Annotated in this window: 19 protein-coding genes; 17 read left to right on the forward strand and 2 right to left on the reverse strand. The window is 69.8% G+C overall.

The genetic code is table 11. From position 1 onward, the window contains the following. Positions 1–95: 95 nt before the first annotated feature. The 6 genes from adh (at position 96) to QYS60_RS15000 (ending at position 6,747) form a co-directional block, all read left to right on the forward strand. Positions 96–1,619 (forward strand): aldehyde dehydrogenase, encoded by a 1,524-nt coding sequence (gene adh / locus QYS60_RS14975; RefSeq protein WP_003937356.1) that lies wholly within the window; start codon positions 96–98, stop codon positions 1,617–1,619. Between the two features lie 160 nt (positions 1,620–1,779). Further along, positions 1,780–2,316, forward strand: a complete 537-nt coding sequence (locus QYS60_RS14980) for a DUF779 domain-containing protein (RefSeq protein ID WP_371383536.1) — start codon at positions 1,780–1,782, stop codon at positions 2,314–2,316. A gap of 116 nt (positions 2,317–2,432) precedes the next feature. Beyond that, the gene (gene eat / locus QYS60_RS14985) at positions 2,433–3,887 is read left to right on the forward strand and encodes an ethanolamine permease (RefSeq protein WP_371383537.1); all 1,455 of its coding nucleotides are present in this window, start codon (positions 2,433–2,435) and stop codon (positions 3,885–3,887) included. Further along, on the forward strand, positions 3,884–5,299 hold the full coding sequence (locus QYS60_RS14990; RefSeq protein ID WP_003937353.1) for an ethanolamine ammonia-lyase subunit EutB: 1,416 nt from the start codon (positions 3,884–3,886) through the stop codon (positions 5,297–5,299). Before eat ends, QYS60_RS14990 begins: the two co-directional genes overlap by 4 nt. Then, entirely contained in the window at positions 5,296–6,060 is a 765-nt protein-coding gene (eutC, locus tag QYS60_RS14995; protein ID WP_289378798.1) for an ethanolamine ammonia-lyase subunit EutC, read from the forward strand. The genes QYS60_RS14990 and eutC overlap by 4 nt, the downstream gene beginning before the upstream one ends. Positions 6,061–6,198: 138 nt before the next feature. Next, entirely contained in the window at positions 6,199–6,747 is a 549-nt protein-coding gene (locus QYS60_RS15000) for a hypothetical protein (RefSeq protein ID WP_371383538.1), read from the forward strand. Positions 6,748–6,755: 8 nt separating this feature from the next. Here QYS60_RS15000 and QYS60_RS15005 read toward each other — a convergent pair whose 3' ends face one another. Then, positions 6,756–7,184 (reverse strand): protein-tyrosine phosphatase family protein, encoded by a 429-nt coding sequence (locus QYS60_RS15005; RefSeq protein WP_371383539.1) that lies wholly within the window; start codon positions 7,182–7,184, stop codon positions 6,756–6,758. A 219-nt stretch (positions 7,185–7,403) separates the two neighbouring features. Between QYS60_RS15005 and QYS60_RS15010 the strand changes: the two genes are divergently transcribed. From QYS60_RS15010 to QYS60_RS15035, 6 genes are all read left to right on the forward strand, one after another. Then, a complete protein-coding gene (locus tag QYS60_RS15010; RefSeq protein WP_371383540.1) occupies positions 7,404–8,771 on the forward strand; it encodes an MFS transporter in 1,368 nt (455 codons plus the stop codon). Positions 8,772–8,938: 167 nt separating this feature from the next. Beyond that, the gene (locus QYS60_RS15015; RefSeq protein WP_371383541.1) at positions 8,939–10,597 is read left to right on the forward strand and encodes an AMP-binding protein; all 1,659 of its coding nucleotides are present in this window, start codon (positions 8,939–8,941) and stop codon (positions 10,595–10,597) included. Beyond that, the gene (locus QYS60_RS15020; protein ID WP_371383542.1) at positions 10,594–12,240 is read left to right on the forward strand and encodes a sigma-54-dependent Fis family transcriptional regulator; all 1,647 of its coding nucleotides are present in this window, start codon (positions 10,594–10,596) and stop codon (positions 12,238–12,240) included. Before QYS60_RS15015 ends, QYS60_RS15020 begins: the two co-directional genes overlap by 4 nt. A 100-nt stretch (positions 12,241–12,340) precedes the next feature. Continuing rightward, a complete protein-coding gene (locus tag QYS60_RS15025; protein WP_003936314.1) occupies positions 12,341–13,840 on the forward strand; it encodes an aldehyde dehydrogenase family protein in 1,500 nt (499 codons plus the stop codon). Positions 13,841–13,877: 37 nt separating this feature from the next. Beyond that, a complete protein-coding gene (locus QYS60_RS15030; RefSeq protein WP_371383543.1) occupies positions 13,878–14,990 on the forward strand; it encodes an NDMA-dependent alcohol dehydrogenase in 1,113 nt (370 codons plus the stop codon). A gap of 155 nt (positions 14,991–15,145) precedes the next feature. After that, positions 15,146–15,412: a GlsB/YeaQ/YmgE family stress response membrane protein gene (locus QYS60_RS15035; protein ID WP_371383544.1), complete on the forward strand. Its 267-nt coding sequence runs from the start codon at positions 15,146–15,148 to the stop codon at positions 15,410–15,412. A gap of 83 nt (positions 15,413–15,495) precedes the next feature. Here QYS60_RS15035 and QYS60_RS15040 read toward each other — a convergent pair whose 3' ends face one another. Beyond that, positions 15,496–16,125: a TetR/AcrR family transcriptional regulator gene (locus QYS60_RS15040; RefSeq protein WP_268965449.1), complete on the reverse strand. Its 630-nt coding sequence runs from the start codon at positions 16,123–16,125 to the stop codon at positions 15,496–15,498. Between the two features lie 114 nt (positions 16,126–16,239). Here QYS60_RS15040 and QYS60_RS15045 point away from each other — a divergent pair, with 114 nt between their 5' ends. The 5 genes from QYS60_RS15045 to QYS60_RS15065 all read left to right on the forward strand — a co-directional run. After that, entirely contained in the window at positions 16,240–17,847 is a 1,608-nt protein-coding gene (locus QYS60_RS15045) for a carboxyl transferase domain-containing protein (protein WP_371383545.1), read from the forward strand. 11 nt (positions 17,848–17,858) lie between these two features. Next, positions 17,859–19,880, forward strand: coding sequence for a biotin carboxylase N-terminal domain-containing protein (locus QYS60_RS15050; RefSeq protein ID WP_371383546.1), 2,022 nt, complete (start codon positions 17,859–17,861; stop codon positions 19,878–19,880). Between the two features lie 12 nt (positions 19,881–19,892). Further along, positions 19,893–21,053: an acyl-CoA dehydrogenase family protein gene (locus tag QYS60_RS15055; RefSeq protein ID WP_003936308.1), complete on the forward strand. Its 1,161-nt coding sequence runs from the start codon at positions 19,893–19,895 to the stop codon at positions 21,051–21,053. Then, entirely contained in the window at positions 21,050–21,535 is a 486-nt protein-coding gene (locus QYS60_RS15060) for a MaoC family dehydratase (protein WP_054374115.1), read from the forward strand. The genes QYS60_RS15055 and QYS60_RS15060 overlap by 4 nt, the downstream gene beginning before the upstream one ends. Continuing rightward, positions 21,532–21,834 (forward strand): aldolase/citrate lyase family protein (locus QYS60_RS15065; protein WP_371383547.1); only part of this gene is annotated, 303 nt, incomplete at its 3' end. The genes QYS60_RS15060 and QYS60_RS15065, both read left to right, overlap by 4 nt.

The following is a 21,834-nucleotide window of genomic DNA, read 5'->3' on the forward strand; positions in this document are numbered from 1 at the left end:
TAGCTACGCAACGTAGTTGCAACCCACCGGTTCGTAGTGTTCCGGATCACACGCCCCGTATGGGGTGTGCCAGACCATCCGAGGAGTGAACACCGATGACCGTGTACGCCCGTCCCGGCTCGCCCGACGCCCTGATGTCCTTCCAGTCCCGCTACGACAACTGGATCGGCGGCCAGTGGGTACCGCCTGTGAAGGGTCAGTACTTCGAGAACGTCACCCCGGTCACGGGACAGCCGTTCACCGAGGTGGCCCGGTCCACCGAGGAGGACATCGAGCTGGCCCTCGACGCCGCCCACGCCGCCGCGCCGGCCTGGGGCAAGACCTCCGTCGCCGAGCGGTCCATCCTGCTCAACAAGATCGCCGACCGCATCGAGGAGAACCTCGAGTCGATCGCCCTCGCCGAGACCTGGGACAACGGCAAGCCGATCCGCGAAACCCTCAACGCCGACATCCCGCTCGCCATCGACCACTTCCGCTACTTCGCGGGCGCGATCCGTGCGCAGGAGGGCTCGATCTCCGAGATCGACTCCGAGACCGTCGCCTACCACTTCCACGAGCCCCTCGGCGTGGTCGGCCAGATCATCCCGTGGAACTTCCCGATCCTGATGGCGGTGTGGAAGCTCGCCCCGGCGCTGGCCGCCGGCAACGCGGTCGTCCTCAAGCCGGCCGAGCAGACGCCGGCCTCGATCCTGCACCTCATCTCCGTGATCGGCGACCTGCTGCCCCCGGGCGTGGTCAACATCGTCAACGGCTTCGGCGTCGAGGCCGGCAAGCCGCTGGCGTCGAGCCCGCGGATCCGCAAGATCGCGTTCACCGGCGAGACCACCACCGGCCGCCTGATCATGCAGTACGCCTCGCAGAACCTGATCCCGGTCACCCTCGAGCTCGGCGGCAAGAGCCCGAACATCTTCTTCTCCGACGTGCTCTCGGCCAACGACGACTACCAGGACAAGGCACTCGAGGGCTTCACGATGTTCGCTCTCAACCAGGGCGAGGTGTGCACCTGCCCCTCGCGCTCGCTGATCCAGCAGGACATCTTCGACGACTTCCTGTCGCTGGCCGCGGTGCGCACGAAGGCCGTGCGCCAGGGTGATCCGCTCGACACCGACACGATGATCGGTGCGCAGGCCTCGAACGACCAGCTCGAGAAGATCCTGTCCTACATCGAGATCGGCAAGAGCGAAGGTGCACAGGTGATCACCGGTGGCGAGCGCGCCGACCTCGGCGGTGACCTGTCCGGCGGCTTCTACGTCCAGCCGACGGTGTTCAGCGGCCACAACAAGATGCGCATCTTCCAAGAGGAGATCTTCGGACCGGTGGTCTCGGTGACCTCCTTCCGGGACTTCGACGACGCCATCTCCATCGCCAACGACACCCTCTACGGCCTCGGGGCCGGTGTCTGGTCCCGCGACGGCGGCGTCGCCTACCGGGCCGGCCGTGCCATCCAGGCCGGCCGGGTGTGGACCAACACCTACCACCAGTACCCGGCGCACGCGGCGTTCGGCGGCTACAAGCAGTCCGGCATCGGCCGCGAGAACCACCACATGATGCTCGACCACTACCAGCAGACGAAGAACCTCCTGGTGTCCTACGCCCCGAAGGCCCAGGGCTTCTTCTGATCAGGCCCGGCACCTGTCACGTCACCCCCCTACGACGTGGCAGGTGCCGTTCCCATTCCGCCCCGCCCCGAGTCGAGCGAATGTATCGTTCACTCGATCAGCCGAGGTGAGCGACACGTTCGCTCGGGGGAGGCCCACGTCGACAACCGGAAGGCACCGCATGTCCGTCCCGCTCCGCCTCGTCGCCACCTCCGACGCGGTCGCGCTCCTGCGCCGCCTGGCCGAGCGGCACGGGCCGCTGATGATGCACCAGTCCGGCGGCTGCTGCGACGGATCGGCGCCGATGTGCTACCCGGACGGCGACTTCGTCGTCGGCGACCTGGACGTGCTGCTGGGGATGCTGGACCTGCGTCTCGAGGTGGGACGGACCGCCGACGACCTGCCCGGCGGCACCGACGCCGTCCCGGTGTGGATCTCGGGATCCCAGTTCAAGGCGTGGAAGCACACCCAGCTCGTCCTCGACGTGGTGCCGGGCCGCGGCTCCGGATTCAGTCTCGAATCCCCCGAGGGGCTCCGGTTCCTCAGTCGCGGCCGCGCCTTCACCGCCGAGGAGAACGACGCCCTCGCCCATGACGCCCCCTTGCTCGGCAAGCAGTGGGCCGCCGGCGCCCGCCCGGATCCGGCCACGGAGCCGACCGTCGTGGCCGAGGCCGCCGACGCGTGCCCGGTGCCGACGACCCGGAGCCACTCCTCGTAACACTTCCGTGACCGCGTACTGACGCGGTGTGTACATGCCGCTCGTACCGTGAGTACTCGCGGTGTCCTCGGCGTGCCTGCTCGACACGTCGCCATCCTCCGTCGAGAAGAGAGATCATGTCGTTGACCGACCCGCCCAGGACCGGAACCGCGGCCCACCACGACGGCGCGGACTTCCACGCCGAGAGTCGTGCCTATCTCGAAAAGCGAAGTCTGAGAAAGGGTTCGGCAGGCTGGATTCTGCTCGCGGGGCTGGGGGTCAGCTACGTCATCTCCGGGGACTACGCCGGCTGGAACAACGGCCTGGCCGAAGGCGGGTTCGGTGGACTGCTCGTCGCCGCGGTGATCATCGCGGCCATGTACTTCGCGATGGTGCTCGGCATGGCGGAGCTGTCCTCCGCACTGCCGGCCGCCGGCGGCGGCTACACCTTCGCCCGGCGCGCACTCGGCCCCTGGGGCGGATTCGCCACCGGCACAGCAATTCTCATCGAGTACTCGATCGCCCCGGCGGCCATCGCCACGTTCATCGGCGGGTACGTCGAGTCGCTGAACCTGTTCGGCATCACCGACGGGTGGTGGATCTACCTCGCCGTGTACGCGGTGTTCATCGGCATCCACCTCACCGGCGCGGGCGAAGCCCTCAAGGCGATGTTCGTGATCACCGCGATCGCCCTGGTCGGGCTCGTGGTGTTCGCCGTCTCGGCAGTCGGGCTGTTCGACACCGCCAATCTCACCGACATCGCCGTCGACGAGACCGCCGCCGGCGCGTCGTCGTTCCTGCCCTTCGGTCTGTTCGGCATCTGGGCGGCCGTACCGTTCGCGATCTGGTTCTTCCTCGCCGTGGAGGGTGTGCCGCTGGCCGCCGAGGAGGCGACCGAGCCGGAGAAGAACGTGCCCAAGGGCATCATCGTGTCCATGCTGGTACTGCTCGTCACCGGTGCGACCGTGCTGTTCCTGGCCACCGGTGCGCTCGGCGCCGAGGCCCTGTCCACCTCCGGCAACCCCCTCGTCGAGGCCCTCGGCGACAGCGGCACCGCGAAGGTGGTCAACTACATCGGCCTCGCCGGTCTGATCGCGAGCTTCTTCTCGATCATGTACGCGTACTCGCGGCAGACGTTCGCGCTCTCGCGCGCCGGTTATCTCCCCACGAGCCTGTCGCTGACCAACAAGCGCAAGGCGCCTGTGCTGGCGCTGATCGTCCCCGGCGTGATCGGGTTCGCGCTGTCGCTCACGGGCGAGGGAGCGATGCTGCTGAACATGGCCGTCTTCGGTGCCGCGGTGAGCTACGTGCTGATGATGGTCAGCCACATCGTGTTGCGCCGGCGCGAGCCGAACATGCCGCGGCCCTACCGCACTCCCGGCGGTGTCGTCACCACCTCCTTCGCGCTGGTCGTCGCCGCCGCTGCCGTCGTGGCCACGTTCCTGGTCGACCCGATCGCCGCCCTGTGGACCCTCGGAGCCTTCGCCGCGTTCATGGCCTACTTCGGGCTCTACAGCCGGCACCGGCTGGTGGCGAACTCGCCCGACGAGGAGTTCGCCGCGCTCGCCGAGGCGGAGGCCGAGCTGAAGTGAGCGTCTACACCCAGCACCTCGCCGGCACCACCTACACCTTCGACGGCCTCGTGGATCTGCTCGCCAAGGCCACCCCGCGCCGCTCCGGCGACGAACTCGCCGGCTGCGCGGCCGAATCCGACGCCGAGCGCGCAGCCGCGCAGTGGGTGCTCGCCGACGTCCCGCTCGACGTGTTCCTCGCCGAACCGGTGGTGCCCTACGAGACCGACGAGGTCACCCGGCTGATCCTCGACGACCACGACCGGGACGCCTACCGCGCCGTGCAGCACCTGACGGTCGGGGGACTGCGCGACCTGCTGCTCGACACCGTCACGAAGGCCGATGCGGCCGCGACGTTCGCCGCCCTGTCACCCGGCCTGACGCCCGAGATGGTCGCCGCCGTCAGCAAGCTCATGCGCAACCAGGACCTGATCGCAGTGGCCCGCGCGATCGAGGTCACCTCGGCGTTCCGCACCACCGTCGGCCTGCCCGGCCGCCTCGGCACCCGGCTGCAGCCCAACCATCCCACCGACGACCCGCGCGGCATCGCCGCCGCGACGCTCGACGGGCTGCTGATGGGCTGCGGCGACGCCGTCATCGGCATCAACCCGGCGACGGATTCGCCCCGGGCCACCGCCGACCTGCTGCACCTGCTCGACGAGATGCGGCTGCGCTTCGACATCCCGGTGCAGTCCTGCGTGCTCTCCCACGTGACGACCACCCTCGGCCTCATCGAGGCCGGGGCACCCGTGGACCTGGTGTTCCAGTCGATCGCCGGCACCGAGGGGGCCAATGCCGGCTTCGGGGTGAACCTGGCTCTGCTGCGGGAGGCGAACGAGGCCGGCCGCGCCCTGGGACGCGGCACCGTCGGCGACAACGTCATGTACCTCGAGACGGGGCAGGGTTCGGCGCTGTCGGCCGGTGCGCACCTCGGCACGGGCGGACGTCCGGTGGATCAGCAGACCCTCGAGACCCGGGCGTACGCCGTCGCCCGCGCGCTCGACCCGCTACTGATCAACACGGTGGTCGGTTTCATCGGCCCCGAGTACCTCTACGACGGCAAACAGATCGTCCGGGCGGGCCTCGAGGACCACTTCTGCGGCAAGTTGCTGGGCCTGCCGATGGGTGTGGACGTGTGCTACACCAACCACGCCGAGGCCGACCAGGACGACATGGACACCCTCCTGACGCTGCTCGGGGTTGCCGGCGCCGCGTTCGTCATCGCCGTGCCCGGAGCCGACGACGTCATGCTCGGCTACCAGAGCCTGTCGTTCCACGACGCGCTGTACGTACGGCGCGCGCTCGGGCTGCGCCCCGCTCCCGAGTTCGAGCGGTGGCTCGCCGGCCTCGGCATGGTGGACGGTGCCGGGCACATCCTGCCGGTGGACGCGGCGGCCTCCCCGCTGCGCGCCCTCGCGGGAGGTGCGGCATGAGCGGGTCCGTCGACCGCGACTTCTGGGCGCCGCTGCGGTCGTCGACCCAGGCCCGCATCGGGCTCGGCCGCGCCGGCGACGGTCTCCCGACCGCGCGGGTGCTCGAGTTCCGGGCCGCGCACGCCGCGGCCCGCGACGCGGTGCACCAGCCCCTCGACGTGCCGGCCCTGGCTGCCGACGTCGAACGTCTCGGACTCGGCGCACCGGTCGTCGTCGAGAGCTGCGTACGTGATCGGGGCGAGTATCTGCGCCGCCCGGATCTCGGCCGGCTGCCCGCGGATCTGTCCGCGGTCCCGGTCGTGGACGCCGACGTCGGCGTGGTGCTCGCCGACGGGCTCTCGCCGCGGGCCCTGACCGAGCACGGCGTCGCGCTGCTCGAGGCGATCGTGGCGGCCCTGCCGCGGCACCTGTCCGTGGCGACGCCGGTGATCGCGACGTCGGCGCGGGTCGCGCTGGGCGACCACATCGGCGCAGCCCTGGGGGTGCGCACCCTGCTGGTCCTGATCGGGGAGCGGCCCGGGTTGTCGGTCGCCGACAGCCTCGGGGTGTATCTGACCCACGAGCCGCGGCCCGGTCGCGCCGACGCCGAACGGAACTGCGTATCCAACATCCACCCGCCCGAAGGGCTCGGGTATGCGGCGGCCGCGGCCGTCGTCGCGGGGCTGGTCGACGGGGCGCGCCGGCTCGGGCGGTCCGGGGTGGACCTGAAGGACACCACGCGGGACGACCGGCTCGATTCCGCGAGGACGGGGGAGTTGTAGCGACGAGGACGCTGTAGCGACGAGAACGCGTGGTACCCGCTCGGGAGTTTGACACAGCCGCCGTATCCGCCAAATCATGTACTCCGCCCGACCGGGTGACACGTACGGCCCGCGACCGGGCGACGAGGAGAGGACACGATGGCGTTCGCTGGCAATGTCGACGAGCTGGCTCTGCTGCAGACGGTGCGGCTGAAGCAGACCGTCACCGCGGAAGTGATCGCGGCGCACCTCGGGGTGTCCGTCGCGTCCGGGCGGGCGGCGTTCGACGCCCTCGTCGACCAGGGCAAGGCCAAGGAGACCGGCGACGGCATCTCCCTGACCGACGCGGGGGCCGCGGAACTGACCGATCAGCTCGACGCGGAGCGCGTCTCGATCGACGAGGATTCCCTCGCGGAGCTGTTCGAACAGTTCGGGCCGCTCGACGACGCGCTCACCGCGCTGCTCGCCGACCCGGAATCGGCCAACTTCCTCGACGAACTGATCGAGCTGGACCGCAAGGCGCAGAATCTCTTCGACGACGTGTCGGCCTTCGTTCCGCGTCTGTCGCGCTACCAGGACCTGTTCGCCGAGGCGCTCGGGAAGATCAAGTCCGGCGCGCTGGCATGGGCGACGGCGCCGAACATCGACTCGTACGCGACCGTGTGGCGCGAGATGCGCGCCGAACTCGCCGGCGCCGCCGGTCACTGACGCGCCCGTCACCGGAACGCGGCGACGAAGCGCCGCTGCCCCGGGGTCTCCACTGCTCGGCGCGAATAGTGCTCGCGCACATAGGCAACCGCCTCGGTGGGCGGCACGCCGTCGAAGATCGCCAGGCAGGCCAGGGCGGTGCCCGTGCGTCCGCGGCCCCCGCCGCAGGCGACTTCGACGCGTTCGGCCGCGCACCGCTCCCATGCCTCGAACAGGATCCGGCGGGCGGCCCGGGGATCGGCGGGGAGCCGGAAGTCGGGCCAGCGGATCCACCGCGCCTCCCACGGGACCGTCGGCGGTTTCCGGCCGGTGAGGTAGACCCCGAGTCCGGGGCGCGGGCCGGGCGGGAGGGGCCGGCGGACGCCGCGGCCCCGAACGTACCGGCCCGACGGTAGCGCCAAGATGCCCGGCGTGGCCGGGTCCCAGGTCGTCGCCATGGACGGAGCGTAGACGGCCCGGGTGCGATCGGTCTGCCCGCCGGCCGCGCTACCGGGTGCCCGACGACATGTCCTAGTCATTTGTTCGCCGAACTACGTGATCCGGCTCACAGCCACCCCCCTTTCGGGGGTAGTGGGGGAGTGAGGCGGATCACTACCTTTCCTTCCATCCCGCGGCGCAGGTCCGCCGCGGCTCGGACGGAAATACGGAGGACAGACGTGACCACAGTGTCGACACCGGGGGCCGAACCCCCCGTGGTACCGGCGGGGCACAAGCCCGCCGCGCCGACCGCTCCCGCCCCGGGCGGCCCCGGCATCCGACGCGTCGCCATCGCCAGCTGCATCGGCACCACCATCGAGTTCTACGACTTCTTCATCTACGGAACCGCCGCAGCCCTGGTCTTCCCGACGGTGTTCTTCCCGGCGCTCGGCGCCACCGCCGGTACGGTCGCCTCGTTCGCGACCTTCGCCGTCGCCTTCATCGCGCGCCCGGTCGGCGCCATGCTGTTCGGGCACTTCGGTGACCGCATCGGCCGCAAGAAGACCCTCGTCTCCACCCTGCTGCTGATGGGCATCTCGACCCTGCTCATCGGGTTGCTCCCGGGCGCCGAGACGATCGGCGTCGCCGCCCCGATCATCCTCGTGCTGCTGCGCTTCGCGCAGGGCTTCGCCGTCGGCGGGGAATGGGCCGGCGCGACCCTGCTCACCGCCGAGTACGCGCCACCGGGCAAACGCGGCCTGTATGCGATGTTCCCGCAGCTCGGTCCGGCCATCGCCTTCGCCCTGTCGAGTGGCACCTTCCTGTTCACCGGCCTGGCCCTCGGCGACACCAACGAGGCCTTCCTCGACTACGGTTGGCGAATCCCGTTCCTGCTCAGCATCGTTCTCGTGGCCGTCGGTCTCTACATGCGTCTCGCCATCCAGGAGACCCCGGTGTTCCAGGCCGAGCGAGAGGCCCGCGCCGCCGCCCCGGTCGAGAAGCGCACCCTGCCGTTCCTCGACGCCCTGCGCTACCAGACCAAGGAGATCCTCCTCTCGGCCGGCGCCCTGGCGATCATGTTCGCGTTCTTCTACATGGGCACCGCGTACCTGACCAGCTACGCGACCAAGACCCTCGGCTTCTCCCGGCCGTTCGTCCTGACCGTCGGCATCATCTCGTCGCTCGTGTTCGGCGCCGCGATCGTGCTCTCCGCCCTCTACTCCGACCGGGTCGGACGCCGTCGCGTCATCATGATCTCGTGCGGCTTCTCCGTCGTCTGGGCGCTGGCGCTGTTCCCGCTGCTCGACACCGGATCGCCGGTCGCGTTCGTCGTCGGCATGATGGTCACCCTGGCCATCTTCGGCATCGCCTACGGCCCGTGCGGTGCGCTGCTACCGGAGATGTTCCAGACCCGGTACCGGTACACCGGCGCCGGACTCGGCTACAACCTCGCCGGCGTCCTCGGCGGTGCGATCCCGCCCATGCTGGCCGCGCCCCTGGCCGCGTCCTACGGCGGCATCGCCATCGGCGTCATGCTCTCCGTGCTCGGCGTGCTGAGCTTCGTGTGCACGAAGGCTCTCGTCGAGACCCGGGACCGAGCGCTCTGATCCCGCCGGCGCCCTCCCCGACATTCCGGGGAGGGCGCCTCGTGCTGTCAGCACCCCGTCAACTGTCCAGAATCCGAACACCTGTGGCCCCGGATCGGCGAGCATGGTGGACGGAGTCCTCGAGACCCCGTCGCTCGTCCCGGGCCGCGCACACTGCAGGAGCACCAATGACCGGTTTCACCACACCCGAACTGCCCAGCTATACCTCGGGGGCGTGGAACACCCCGCTGCTCGGGGACACGATCGGTGACAACTTCGACCGCACCGTCGCCCGGCACGGCGAGCGGGACGCGCTCGTCGACCGTGCCGCCGGCCGGCGCTGGACCTACACCGAACTCGCCGCCGAGGTCGACGCCCTCGCGTTCGGACTGCTGCGGGCCGGTCTCGGCAAGGGCGACCGGGTGGGCATCTGGGCGCCCAACTGCGCCGAGTGGGTGTTCGTCCAGTACGCCACCGCGAAGATCGGCGCGATCCTGGTCAACATCAACCCGGCCTACCGCTCGCACGAACTGCAGTACGTGCTCACCCAGGCCGGAATCCGGATGCTGGTCGCGGCCCCGAGCTTCAAGACGTCCGACTACGCGGCGATGATCGGCGAGGTGCGGGGCAACTGCCCGGATCTCGAACAGGTGGTGCTGCTCGGCTCCCCCGACTGGGACGAGCTCGGCGCGTCCGGGCGCGCCGCACTCGCCGACGACCGCACCCGGCTCGACGCCGCGCAGCGTGACCTGTCGGCCGACGACCCGATCAACATCCAGTACACGTCCGGCACGACCGGATTCCCCAAGGGCGCCACCCTCAGCCACCACAACATCCTCAACAACGGGTTCTTCGTGGGCGAGCTGTGCCACTACACCGAGCAGGACAAGGTGTGCATCCCGGTGCCCTTCTACCACTGCTTCGGCATGGTGATGGGCAATCTGGCCTGCACCAGCCACGGCGCGACGATGGTGATCCCGGGACCGGCCTTCGACCCGACCCAGACCCTGGCCGCCGTCGCCGAGGAACGCTGCACCTCCCTGTACGGGGTGCCGACGATGTTCATCGCCGAGCTCGCCGACCCGGGTTTCGACGGCTACGACCTGTCGAGCCTGCGCACCGGCATCATGGCGGGCTCCCCGTGCCCGGTCGAGGTGATGAAGCAGGTCATCGAGCGGATGGGCATGACCGAGGTCTCCATCTGCTACGGCATGACCGAGACCTCGCCGGTGTCGCTGCAGACCCGCAGCGACGACACCATCGACCAGCGGGTGTCCACCGTCGGCCGCGTCGGCCCGCATCTCGAGGTCAAGATCGTCGATCCGGCCACGGGCCTGACCGTCCCGCGCGGTGAGCCGGGGGAGCTGTGCACCCGCGGCTACTCGGTGATGCTCGGCTACTGGAACCAGCCCGACAAGACCGCCGAGGCCGTCGACGCGGCCCGGTGGATGCACACCGGCGACATCGGTGTCATGGACGCCGAGGGGTACGTCTCGGTCACCGGCCGCATCAAGGACATGGTCATCCGCGGCGGTGAGAACATCTACCCGCGCGAGATCGAGGAGTTCCTCTACACCCACCCGGACATCCTCGACGCCCAGGTCGTCGGGGTGCCCGACGAGAAGTACGGGGAGGAGCTCATGGTGTGGATCCGGATGCGGGAGGGGGCAGCGCCGCTCGACGCGCAGTCGCTGCGCGAGTACTGCACGGGCAAGCTCGCGCACTACAAGATCCCCCGCTACGTGCACATCGTCGACGAGTTCCCGATGACGGTGACCGGCAAGATCCGCAAGGTCGAGATGCGGGAGATGTCGACGGCCCTGCTCGGGGAGGCCGGGCAGGGGTGAACGGTCTGCGGCCGGAGATCGCGCTGTCCTGGAAGCGCTCACAGTTGAGCGGGATAGACCCGGGACGGCTTCCCGCACCGACGCTGCTGGGCCCCTCGGACGCGGCCGGGCGGCTGCTCGACGCCGCCCGGCCGGTGCTCGACGAGCTGCGCACACAGCTCGCCGGCACGGGCTGCTGCATCCTCCTCGTGGACCGGGACTGCCGGATCGTGGCCCGGTTGTTCGACTCGGCACCCATGCAGCGGGCCATGGAGGAGATCGGCGTGGTCCCCGGCGCCGCCCTGAGCGAGGACACCTACGGCACGAACGCTCTCGGCACCCCGTTCGAAGTGCGGCAGAGCCTCGTGGTGCACGGCGAAGAGCACTACCTCGAGTCCCTCAAGGACTTCAGCTGCTACGGGCATCCACTCGTGCATCCGGTCACCCGCCGCATCGAAGGCATCCTCGACATCACCGCCGCCGGCAAGACGGCCAATCCGCTGTTCGCGCCGTTCCTCGCCCGGGCGGCCCGCGACATCGAGGCACGGCTGCTCGAGGGCGCCCGCGAGTCCGACCGCCGGGTCGTCGATGCATTCCAGCGGGCCGCGCAGCAGCGCGGCGTCGCGGTCGCGGCCATGGGCGAGGACATCATGCTCACCAACAAGGCCGCCGTCGAACTGCTCCTACCCGCCGATCACGCAGCCCTGCGCGCGATCGCGGTCGATCTACCCGCCGGGGAGTCCCGCACCATGGATTTCGCGCTGTCCGCCGGCGGCAGCACCCGGTTGCGGATCGACCGCATCCAGGGCATCGGCAGCGGTGCGCTGTTCCTGCTCGACGCCTCCGGGGCACGCGAACCCGTGCCCCGCAGCGATGTCGCGCAGGATGTGACGACGCGGTTGCGGCGACGGCTCGGGCGGCTGCGCGACGGCGCCGGTGGCGTGGCGATCGTCGGTGAGCCCGGGAGTGGACGAACCTGGGCTGCAAGGGAACTCGTCCGGGGTGAGGGCACGTTCCTGGACGCCGCCCGGATCGTCGGTGAGGGTGAACGCGAATGGTCGGCCCGGTTGCTCACGGTCGCGGCCGCCGCGACGGACCGCGGATTCGTGGTCGTCGAACACGTGCACCTGGCTCCGGATCCGGTGCCGGCGCTGCTCTCGTCGATGCTCTCCGACCCGGCCGCACCGCGGCTCGTGCTCACCGCCGACCCCCTCGACGACATCCGCCCGCCGGTACGGGAACTGTTGGCACGCTGCCCCGGTCAGGTCCGGGTCCCGGCCCTGCGGCAACGGACCCGGGAACTCGGTGACCTGGCCGCCGCGCTCGCACAGGAACTCGGCCGAGGAGATCTGCGCTTGGGTCCGAGTGCCCTGACGGCCTTGTCGGAACGTTCGTGGCCCGGCAACCTCGCCGAGCTGCGGGCGGTGCTCGCCGCCGTCCCGGTGCGGGAGTCCCCGCTGCCGGTGCGACGAGAGGATCTGCCGGTCGACTACCGGGCGACGAGCCGGGTCTCCCGCCTGGGCGGGCGCGAACGCGCCGAGCGGGAGGCCATCATCGAGGCGTTGCGTGAGAGCGGCGGCAACAAGGTGCACGCCGCGGCGCAGCTCGGCATCAGCCGCACCACGCTCTACAGCCGGATCCGCGCGCTCGGCATCGCGGGCTGACGGTCGTATGCGCATGTGCGCACTGTCCAATCCTTGAACAGTTCCCGCGGTCCCACCCGAAGCAGTATGACCCGTGTCACACTACTTCAGGAGGTTGGGCATGACAGCTGTTGCCGAGCACATCGTCGCTCCGCGGGTCCGGGAATTCCTCTCCGGACCCAAGCAGCTCTACATCGGCGGCGAATGGCTCGACGCCGCCTCGGGCCGCGTCTTCGCGACCTACGACCCCGCGACCGGGGACAAGCTCACCGACGTCGCCCACGGCGGCGCCGAGGACGTCGACCGGGCCGTGCGGGCCGCCCGCAAGGCCTTCGACGAGGGCCCCTGGGCGACGATGAAGGCCGCCGAGCGGGAGCGCATGATCTGGCGGGTCGGTGATCTGCTCACCGAACGTGCCGAGGAGTTCGGCCAGCTCGAAGCGCTCGACAACGGCAAATCCGCCGTGATCGCCGCGGCCGTGGACACGGCATGGTCGGCGGACATCTTCCGCTACTACGCCGGGTGGGCCACCAAGATCGAGGGCAGCACGGTGAACGTCACGATGCCGTTCGTGCCCGGCGGTGAGTTCCACGCCTACACGCTGCGCGAACCGGTGGGCGTGTGCGGACTCATCGTGCCCTGGAACTTCCCGCTGCTGATGGCCGCGTTCAAGCTCGCCCCAGCCCTGGCCGCCGGCAACACGGTCATCCTCAAGCCCGCGGAGCAGACGCCGCTCACCGCGCTGCTGCTCGCCGAGATCTTCGAAGAGGCCGGGTTCCCGCCCGGGGTGGTGAACATCGTGCCCGGCTTCGGTGACGCCGGCGCCGCCCTCGCCGCGCACGACGACGTCGACAAGATCGCCTTCACCGGGTCCACCGAGGTGGGCAAGAAGGTCGTCGACGCCGCCAAGGGGAACCTGAAGAAGGTCTCGCTCGAACTCGGCGGCAAGAGCCCGAACATCGTCTTCGCCGACGCCGACTTCGATGCGGCCGTGCAGGGTTCCCTCGATGCGTGGCTGTTCAACCACGGCCAGTGCTGCGTTGCCGGCACCCGCCTGTTCGTCGAGCGCCCCCTGTTCGAGAAGTTCACCGAGGCCGTCGCCGAGGCCGCGAGCAAGGTGAAGATCGGACCCGGTCTCGACCCGGCCACCCAGCTCGGCCCACTGGTCTCCCAGGAGCAGCTGGATCGGGTCACCGGGTATCTGCGTGAGGGGCTGACCGACGGGGCGCGCGCCCTCACCGGGGGAAAGCGTTGGGGCGACAAGGGCTTCTTCGTCGAGCCGACCGTGCTGGTGGACGTGCAGCCCGATTTCAGCGTGGTGCGCGAGGAGATCTTCGGTCCGGTCGTCGCCGCCCTGCCCTTCGACGCCGACGACGGCATCTCCGCCGCCGCCAACGACTCGATCTACGGACTGGCCGCGGGCATCTGGACGCGGGACCTGTCGAAGGCGCACCGCACCGCGCGGCGGCTCAAGGCCGGTTCGGTGTGGATCAACCAGTACAACGGCTTCGACACCGCCATGCCGTTCGGCGGGTTCAAGCAGTCCGGATGGGGACGTGAGCTCGGTGCGGGAGCGCTGGACCTCTACACCCAGACCAAAGCCGTGAACATCGCCCTCTGAGCCGACCCACACCCCGACACACCCGAGGAGAACAACGATGAAGACCAAAGCTGCAGTCCTGCTCGAGACCGGCAAGCCCTTCGAGATCATGGAACTCGACCTCGACGGCCCCGGTCCCGGCGAGGTGCTGATCAAGTACACCGCGGCGGGGCTGTGCCACTCGGACCTGCACCTGACCGACGGGGACCTGCCCCCGCGCTTCCCGATCGTCGGCGGTCACGAGGGCTCCGGCATCATCGAGGAGGTCGGTCCCGGTGTCACCAAGGTCAAGCCGGGCGATCACGTCGTGTGCAGTTTCATCCCGAACTGCGGCACCTGCCGGTACTGCTCGACGGGCCGGCAGAACCTGTGCGACATGGGCGCGACCATCCTGGAGGGCTGCATGCCGGACGGCTCGTTCCGGTTCCATTCCGGGAGCACCGACTTCGGCGCGATGTGCATGCTCGGCACGTTCGCCGAGCGCGCGACCATCTCGCAGCACTCGGTGGTCAAGGTCGACGACTGGCTCCCGCTCGAGACCGCCGTCCTCGTCGGCTGCGGTGTGCCGTCCGGCTGGGGCACCGCGGTGTACGCCGGGGACGTCCGCTCCGGCGACATCGTCGTGATCTACGGCATCGGCGGCCTCGGCATCAACGCCGTCCAGGGTGCCGTGCACGCGGGCGCCAAGTACGTCGTGGTCGTCGACCCGGTGGAGTTCAAGCGCGAGACCGCCCTGAAGTTCGGGGCCACGCACGCGTTCGCCAGTGCCGCCGAGGCGGCCGAGAAGGTCAACGAGCTGAGCTGGGGCCAGGGCGCCGACGCCGCCCTGATCCTTGTGGGCACCGTCGACGAGGAGGTCGTCTCGGCGGCGACCTCGATCGTCGGCAAGGGCGGCGCCGTCGTCATCACCGGCCTGGCCAATCCGGAGAAGCTGACCGTGCACGTGTCCGGAACGGAACTGACCCTGTTCCAGAAGACCATCAAGGGCTCGCTGTTCGGCTCGGCCAACCCGCAGTACGACATCGTGCGGCTGCTGCGCCTGTACGACGCGGGCCAGCTGAAGCTCGACGAGCTGGTCACCCATCGGTACAGCCTCGAGGAGGTCAACCAGGGCTACCAGGACCTGCGCGACGGCAAGAACATCCGCGGAGTCATCGTGCACGACGCGTGACCCCTGGGCCCCGGCCGTCCCGGCCGGGGCCCACCCGCGCGGCCCGCCGCAACATTTTGCAGAAGATTTACCGGAATTCACCCGAAACGTGCATGTTCCGCGCACTCTTGGGCATACCGTCCCCACGGTTCGATGTTCCGAGAGAGGAGCCCGTGATGGGAGAAATCATCGGCACGATCATCTTCGGTGCGGTCATCGGTGTGCTCGCACGGCTGGTGATTCCGGGGAAGCAGGCGATGGGTTGGATCATCACCGTCGTCATCGGCATCATCGGCGCTCTGATCGGTTACTGGATCTGGGGTCTGATCAGTGATCAGGGTGATACGCCGGGTATCGACTGGTGGCGCTGGATCATCAGTATCGCCGTCGCGGCGGTGCTGACGCTGGCCTACACCTCGATGACGAGGGACAAGGTCCGGTAGTCGCAGTACCGGTAGTCGCAGTGCCGGTAAGCGCAGCACGACGGGAGCCCCGTCCGGTCATCCGGGCGGGGCTCCGTGCCTGTTCAGGCGCCGGATTCGGGGCGCTCTGCGCCCAGCGCGGCCAGGGTCATGCGCCGCAACACCGCTCGCGTTGCGGCAGGGGAGGACCGGTCGGCGCTGTGCGGTGTCGAGTTGATGAGCCCGAACGCTGCGTGCGCCATGGTCCGGGCATCGGACTCTCCCAGAGTGGGGTCGAGGCGGCGCAGGGCGCCCACCCACAGCTCGACGTACCGTCGCTGGGTCTGGCGCACCTCCCTGCGGGCGTCCTCCGGCAGGGACTGCAGCTCCCGGTCCTGCACCCGGATCAGGTCCGGTTCCCCGAGCGCGAAGTCGAGGTGGAAGTCCACCAGCCGGTCGAGCGTGCGGCGGGGATCGTCGGTGTGGTCGACCACGTCGGTGCCGCCGGCCAGCAGACGGCGGCTGATGTCGACCAGCAGCTCGACGAGCAGCGCGTCCTTGTTGGGGAAGTGCCGGTAGACGGCGGGGCCGCTGATGCCCACCGCAGCCCCGAGGTCCTCGAGTCGTACGCCGTTGAATCCGCGTTCGGCGACGAGTCGTGCGGCGGCCTGGAGCAGCTGCCGCCGCCGGTCGGCCTTGGCCCGGCCGCGTGCGGTGAGCAGCTGTTCGTCGGTGTCCGGCTTCAAGTCCGTCATCGGCCGCACCGTTCCTTCCTGACGTGGTCTGGACAACTCAGTTAATCACAGCTAACCTCATTTTCAGTTATCGAGTATTAACTCAGGCGCCCACCCCAAGGCGAGGACTGAACTGTGACAATCCCCCCGACAACCGCTGCGCGGACCTACCGCGAGCAGCATGTCCAGCTGGTCACCGAGCTGCGCGACAAGCTCGCGACCGCCGCGCTCGGCGGCAGCGAGAAGGCCCGGGAACGGCACGTCGCCCGCGGGAAGCTGCTGCCCCGCGAGCGCGTCGACGCCCTGCTCGATCCCGGCAGCGCATTCCTCGAGATCGCGCCGCTGGCCGCGAACGGCATGTACGACGACGAGTGCCCCGGCGCCGGAATGATCGCCGGCATCGGCCGGGTGTCCGGCCGCGAGTGCGTGATCGTCGCGAACGACGCCACCGTCAAGGGCGGCACCTACTACCCGGTGACGGTGAAGAAGCATCTGCGGGCTCAGGAGATCGCTCTGCAGAACCAGCTGCCGTGCCTGTACCTGGTCGACTCCGGCGGGGCGTTCCTGCCGCGGCAGGACGAGGTGTTCCCCGACCGCGAGCACTTCGGCCGCATCTTCTACAACCAGGCCACCATGAGCGCCAAGGGGATCCCGCAGATCGCCGCGGTCCTCGGCTCGTGCACCGCGGGCGGCGCCTACGTGCCGGCGATGAGCGACGAGGCCGTCATCGTCCGCAACCAGGGCACCATCTTCCTCGGCGGGCCGCCGCTGGTGAAGGCCGCCACCGGCGAGGTCGTCACCGCGGAGGAACTCGGCGGCGGCGACCTGCACTCGAAGGTCTCCGGTGTCACCGACCACCTCGCCGAGGACGACCGCGACGCGCTGAACAGGGTGCGCGCCATCGTCGCCACGTTCGGGCCCCGCACCCCCCGGCCGTGGGACGTCGCGCCGACGTTCGCGCCCGCCGCGGATCCGGCGGAGCTGTACGACGTGGTGCCCACCGACCCGCGCACCCCCTACGACGTGCACGAGGTCATCGAGCGCATCGTCGACGGCGACCCGACCGGACCCGGTTCGAGCTTCGCCGAGTTCAAGGCCGAGTACGGCAAGACCCTGGTCACCGGGTTCGCGCGGATCCACGGTCACCCCGTCGGCATCATCGCCAACAACGGCGTGCTGTTCGGCGAATCCGCCCAGAAGGGCGCGCACTTCATCGAGTTGTGCGACAAGCGCTCGATCCCGCTGCTGTTCCTGCAGAACATCTCCGGCTTCATGGTCGGGCGGGACTACGAGGCCGGCGGCATCGCCAAGCACGGCGCCAAGATGGTCACCGCGGTGGCATGCGCGCGCGTGCCGAAGCTGACCGTCGTCGTCGGCGGCTCCTACGGCGCCGGCAACTACTCGATGTGCGGGCGGGCGTACTCGCCCCGGTTCCTGTGGATGTGGCCCAATGCGCGCATCTCGGTGATGGGCGGCGAGCAGGCCGCCTCCGTGCTGGCGACGGTGCGTTCCGACCAGCTCGACGCGTCCGGCACGCCCTGGACCGCCGAGCAGGAGGAGGCGTTCAAGGCCCCGATCCGCGAACAGTACGAGCACCAGGGCAACCCCTACTACTCGACCGCGCGGCTGTGGGACGACGGCATCATCGACCCCGCCGACACGCGGGAAGTTCTCGGCCTGGCCCTGTCGGCGTGTGCGAACGCGCCCCTCGAGCCGGTTTCCTACGGCGTCTTCCGGATGTGAGGCAGTTGAACATGTTCGATACCACCGGCCGAGCCGGGATGTTCCATACCGTTCTGGTCGCCAACCGCGGGGAGATCGCGGTGCGGGTGATCCGCACGCTGCGGCAGATGGGGATCCGTTCCGTCGCCGTCTACAGCGACGCCGACGCCGGCGCCCGCCACGTGCGCGAGGCCGACACCGCAGTGCGGCTGGGTCCCGCCGCCGCGCGGGAGAGCTACCTCGACATCACCAAGGTGATCGACGCCGCGCGGCGCACCGGCGCGCAGGCGATCCACCCCGGCTACGGCTTCCTGTCCGAGAATTCGGGCTTCGCTCAGGCTTGCGCCGACGCCGGGATCGTGTTCCTCGGCCCGCCCGCCAAGGCCATCGAGGTCATGGGCGACAAGATCACCGCCAAGAACGCCGTCGCCGCGTTCGACGTGCCGGTGGTCCCGGGTATCTCCCGGCCCGGCCTGACCGACGACGAACTGATCGCCGCCGCGGACGACATCGGATACCCGGTGCTGATCAAGCCGTCCGCCGGCGGCGGGGGCAAGGGAATGCGCCTGGTCACCGAATCCGGTCAGCTCGCCGAGGCGCTCGCCTCGGCGCGACGCGAGGCGGCCTCGGCGTTCGGCGACGACACCCTGTTCCTCGAGCGGTTCGTCCAGCGACCGCGGCACATCGAGGTGCAGATCCTCGCCGACACCCACGGCAACGTCGTGCACCTCGGCGAACGTGAGTGCAGCCTGCAGCGCCGCCACCAGAAGGTGATCGAGGAAGCCCCGTCGGCGCTGCTCGACGAGGCCACCCGCGCCCGGATCGGCGAAGCGGCGTGCAACACCGCCCGCAGCGTCGACTACACCGGTGCCGGCACGGTCGAGTTCATCGTCTCCGCGGACGCACCGGACGAGTTCTTCTTCATGGAGATGAACACCCGCCTGCAGGTCGAGCACCCCGTGACCGAGCTGGTCACCGGACTGGACCTGGTGGAGTGGCAGGTGCGCGTTGCCGCCGGTGAGGCGCTCGGCTTCGCCCAGGACGAGATCACCCTGACCGGGCATGCGATCGAGGCCCGCGTCTACGCCGAGGACCCCGCCCGCGGGTTCCTGCCCACCGGCGGCCACGTCGCCGGCGTCGTCGAACCCTCCGGTCCGGGGATCCGGGTCGACTCCGGTCTCGAGGTGGGCACGGTCGTCGGCAGCGATTACGACCCGATGCTGTCGAAGGTGATCGCGCACGGACCCGACCGGGCCGCCGCGCTGCGCCGTCTCGACCGGGCCCTGGCCGACACCGCGGTCCTGGGAGTGGTCACCAACATCGACTTCGCCCGTTTCCTGCTCGCCGACCCCGACGTGCAGGCCAGGAACCTCGACACCGGCCTGCTCGACCGCCGTCTCGGCGACTACGCCGCCCCGGACACCCCCGATGCGGTGCTCGTCGCCGCGGCCGCGCACCGGTGGCTGCGACGCTGGCCCGCCGCGTCGAGCCAGTCCCCGGTCGATCCGTGGGACCGGCCCACCGGCTGGCGGGTCGGCGGATTCGCGCCGACCACGGTGCGGCTGCACACCCCCACCCGCACCGACCACGTGCACCTGTCCGGCACCCCGGAAGCCGCCACTGCACGGATCGAGGACGGGCCGGACCGGGTGCTCACCGCTCGGCTCGAGGGGGATCGCCTCGCCGTCACGCTCGACGGGGTGCGCTCGGTGTTCCGCGTCGCCGAGGACGACGGCCAGCTGTGGCTCGCCGGCGACGGCGGCACCTGGCCCGTGCGCGAGGCCCGCGAAGCGAACATCCGCGGCGCCGACGCCCACGCCGGTGAGGCCGAGCTGACCAGCCCGATGCCCGGCACCGTGATCGCCGTGTCCGTCGAACAGGGCGCTGCCGTCACCGCCGGCGCGACCGTCGTCGTGGTCGAGGCGATGAAGATGGAGCACGCCCTGACCACGCCGGTCGACGGCACCGTCGAACTTCTCGTCGCCCCCGGGGACCAGGTCAAGGTCGACCAGCTCCTCGCCCGCGTCGTTCCCACCGACACCAACGAAAGCTAGGACACAGCAGCGATGACCGACTACCTCTCCACCGGACAGCTTCCCGAGGACTACCGGGACCTCAAGGACACCGTCGCCGACTTCGCCCAGAGCGTCGTCGCGCCCGTCGCCGCCGAGCACGACGCCAACCACACCTTTCCGTACGAGGTCGTCAAGGGCATGGCCGATCTCGGCCTGTTCGGGCTGCCGTTCCCCGAGGAGTACGGGGGACAGGGCGGCGACTACTTCGCGCTGTGCCTCGCCCTCGAGGAACTCGGGAAGGTCGACCAGTCCGTGGCCATCACCCTCGAGGCCGGCGTCTCGCTCGGCGCCATGCCGATCTACCGCTTCGGCACCGAGGAGCAGAAGCGCAAGTGGCTGCCGCAGCTCGCGGCCGGCCGGGCCCTGGGCGCATTCGGCCTGACCGAGCCCGGCGCGGGCAGCGACGCCGGCGGCACCAAGACCACTGCCAAGCTCGACGGTGATCAGTGGATCATCAACGGCAGCAAGCAGTTCATCACCAACTCGGGCACCGACATCACCGAGATCGTCACCGTCACCGCCGTCACCGGCGAGCGGGACGGCAAGAAGGAGATCTCCACGATCGTCGTGCCCACCGACACCCCCGGCTTCGTCGCCGAGCCCGCCTACAACAAGGTCGGCTGGAACGCCTCGGACACCCATCCGCTGAGCTTCACCGATGTGCGGGTCCCGGCGGAGAACCTGCTCGGGGAGCGAGGCCGCGGCTACGCGAACTTCCTGCGCATCCTCGACGAGGGCCGCATCGCGATCGCCGCGCTGTCCACCGGTGCCGCGCAGGGCTGCGTCGACGAGTCCGTCAAGTACGCGAAGGAACGCGAGGCCTTCGGCCGGCCCATCGGCCGGAACCAGGCGATCGCCTTCAAGATCGCCCGGATGGAGGCACGGGCTCATGCCGCCCGCGCCGCGTACTACGACGCCGCGGCCCTGATGCTGGCCGGCAAGCCGTTCAAGAAGCAGGCTGCCATTGCCAAGCTGGTCGCGTCGGAGGCGGCGATGGACAACGCGCGCGACGCGACGCAGATCCACGGCGGCTACGGCTTCATGAACGAGTACGCCGTCGCACGGCACTACCGCGACAGCAAGATCCTCGAGATCGGCGAGGGCACCACCGAGGTCCAGCTGATGCTGGTGGCACGGGAGCTCGGCCTGTGAGCGCCCGGGTCACCCAGCGAGGACTGTGGTTCGAGGAATTCGAGGTCGGTACGGTGTACGAGCACCGCCCCGGCCGCACCGTCACCGAGGCCGACAACGTCGCGTTCACCACGATGACGATGAACACGCAGGCGCTGCACCTCGACGCCGCCTACAGCGCGGGCACCGAATTCGGTGAGCGCCTGGTGAATTCGATGTTCACCCTGTCCACGCTCGTCGGTCTGTCGGTGGCACAGCTGACCCAGGGCACGATCGTCGCCAACCTCGGGTTCTCGGAGATCAAGTTCCCCGCCCCGGTTCGGCACGGCGACACCCTCTACGCCGAGACGCTGGTCACCGACAAGCGTGCGTCCAAGTCTCGTCCCGGGCAGGGGATCGTCACGCTCGAGCACACGGCCCGCAACCAGCGCGGCGACGTCGTCGCGGTCGCGGTGCGCCAGACGCTGGTCCAGTGCCGTCCGGCCGGGGAGGATCAGGCATGAGGACCGTGCCCACCGTGGGCGGCACCGCGTGGTTGTTCTGTCCGGCGGATCGGCCGGAGCGGTTCGGTAAGGCGGCTGCGACGGCGGACGTGGTGATCCTCGATCTCGAGGACGGGGTGGCGCCGGGGGACAAGGACTACGCCCGCAAGTGCCTGCAGGACACGGTCCTCGATCCTGCTCGCACGGTGGTGCGGCTCAATCCCGCCGGTACGTCCGACCATCTCGCCGACCTCGACGCCCTCGACCGGACCCCGTACACCCGGGTGATGCTGGCGAAGTGCGAGTCGGCGCAGCAGGTG

This window comes from Rhodococcus sp. GXMU-t2271 (assembly GCF_041414735.1).
Taxonomy (GTDB): domain Bacteria; phylum Actinomycetota; class Actinomycetes; order Mycobacteriales; family Mycobacteriaceae; genus Rhodococcus; species Rhodococcus indonesiensis.

Bases quoted from the DNA above. Each gene is read 5' to 3' on its own strand.
- QYS60_RS15005 (WP_371383539.1), bottom strand. From the start codon at position 7,184: ATGGCGACGACCTGGGACCCGGCCACGCCGGGCATCTTGGCGCTACCG.
- QYS60_RS15040 (WP_268965449.1), bottom strand. From the start codon at position 16,125: ATGACGGACTTGAAGCCGGACACCGACGAACAGCTGCTCACCGCACGC.
- QYS60_RS15030 (WP_371383543.1), top strand. From the start codon at position 13,878: ATGAAGACCAAAGCTGCAGTCCTGCTCGAGACCGGCAAGCCCTTCGAG.
- eutC (WP_289378798.1), top strand. From the start codon at position 5,296: ATGAGCGGGTCCGTCGACCGCGACTTCTGGGCGCCGCTGCGGTCGTCG.
- adh (WP_003937356.1), top strand. From the start codon at position 96: ATGACCGTGTACGCCCGTCCCGGCTCGCCCGACGCCCTGATGTCCTTC.
- eat (WP_371383537.1), top strand. From the start codon at position 2,433: ATGTCGTTGACCGACCCGCCCAGGACCGGAACCGCGGCCCACCACGAC.
- QYS60_RS15015 (WP_371383541.1), top strand. From the start codon at position 8,939: ATGACCGGTTTCACCACACCCGAACTGCCCAGCTATACCTCGGGGGCG.
- QYS60_RS15055 (WP_003936308.1), top strand. From the start codon at position 19,893: ATGACCGACTACCTCTCCACCGGACAGCTTCCCGAGGACTACCGGGAC.
- QYS60_RS15025 (WP_003936314.1), top strand. From the start codon at position 12,341: ATGACAGCTGTTGCCGAGCACATCGTCGCTCCGCGGGTCCGGGAATTC.
- QYS60_RS15050 (WP_371383546.1), top strand. From the start codon at position 17,859: ATGTTCGATACCACCGGCCGAGCCGGGATGTTCCATACCGTTCTGGTC.
- QYS60_RS15035 (WP_371383544.1), top strand. From the start codon at position 15,146: ATGGGAGAAATCATCGGCACGATCATCTTCGGTGCGGTCATCGGTGTG.
- QYS60_RS15000 (WP_371383538.1), top strand. From the start codon at position 6,199: ATGGCGTTCGCTGGCAATGTCGACGAGCTGGCTCTGCTGCAGACGGTG.
- QYS60_RS14980 (WP_371383536.1), top strand. From the start codon at position 1,780: ATGTCCGTCCCGCTCCGCCTCGTCGCCACCTCCGACGCGGTCGCGCTC.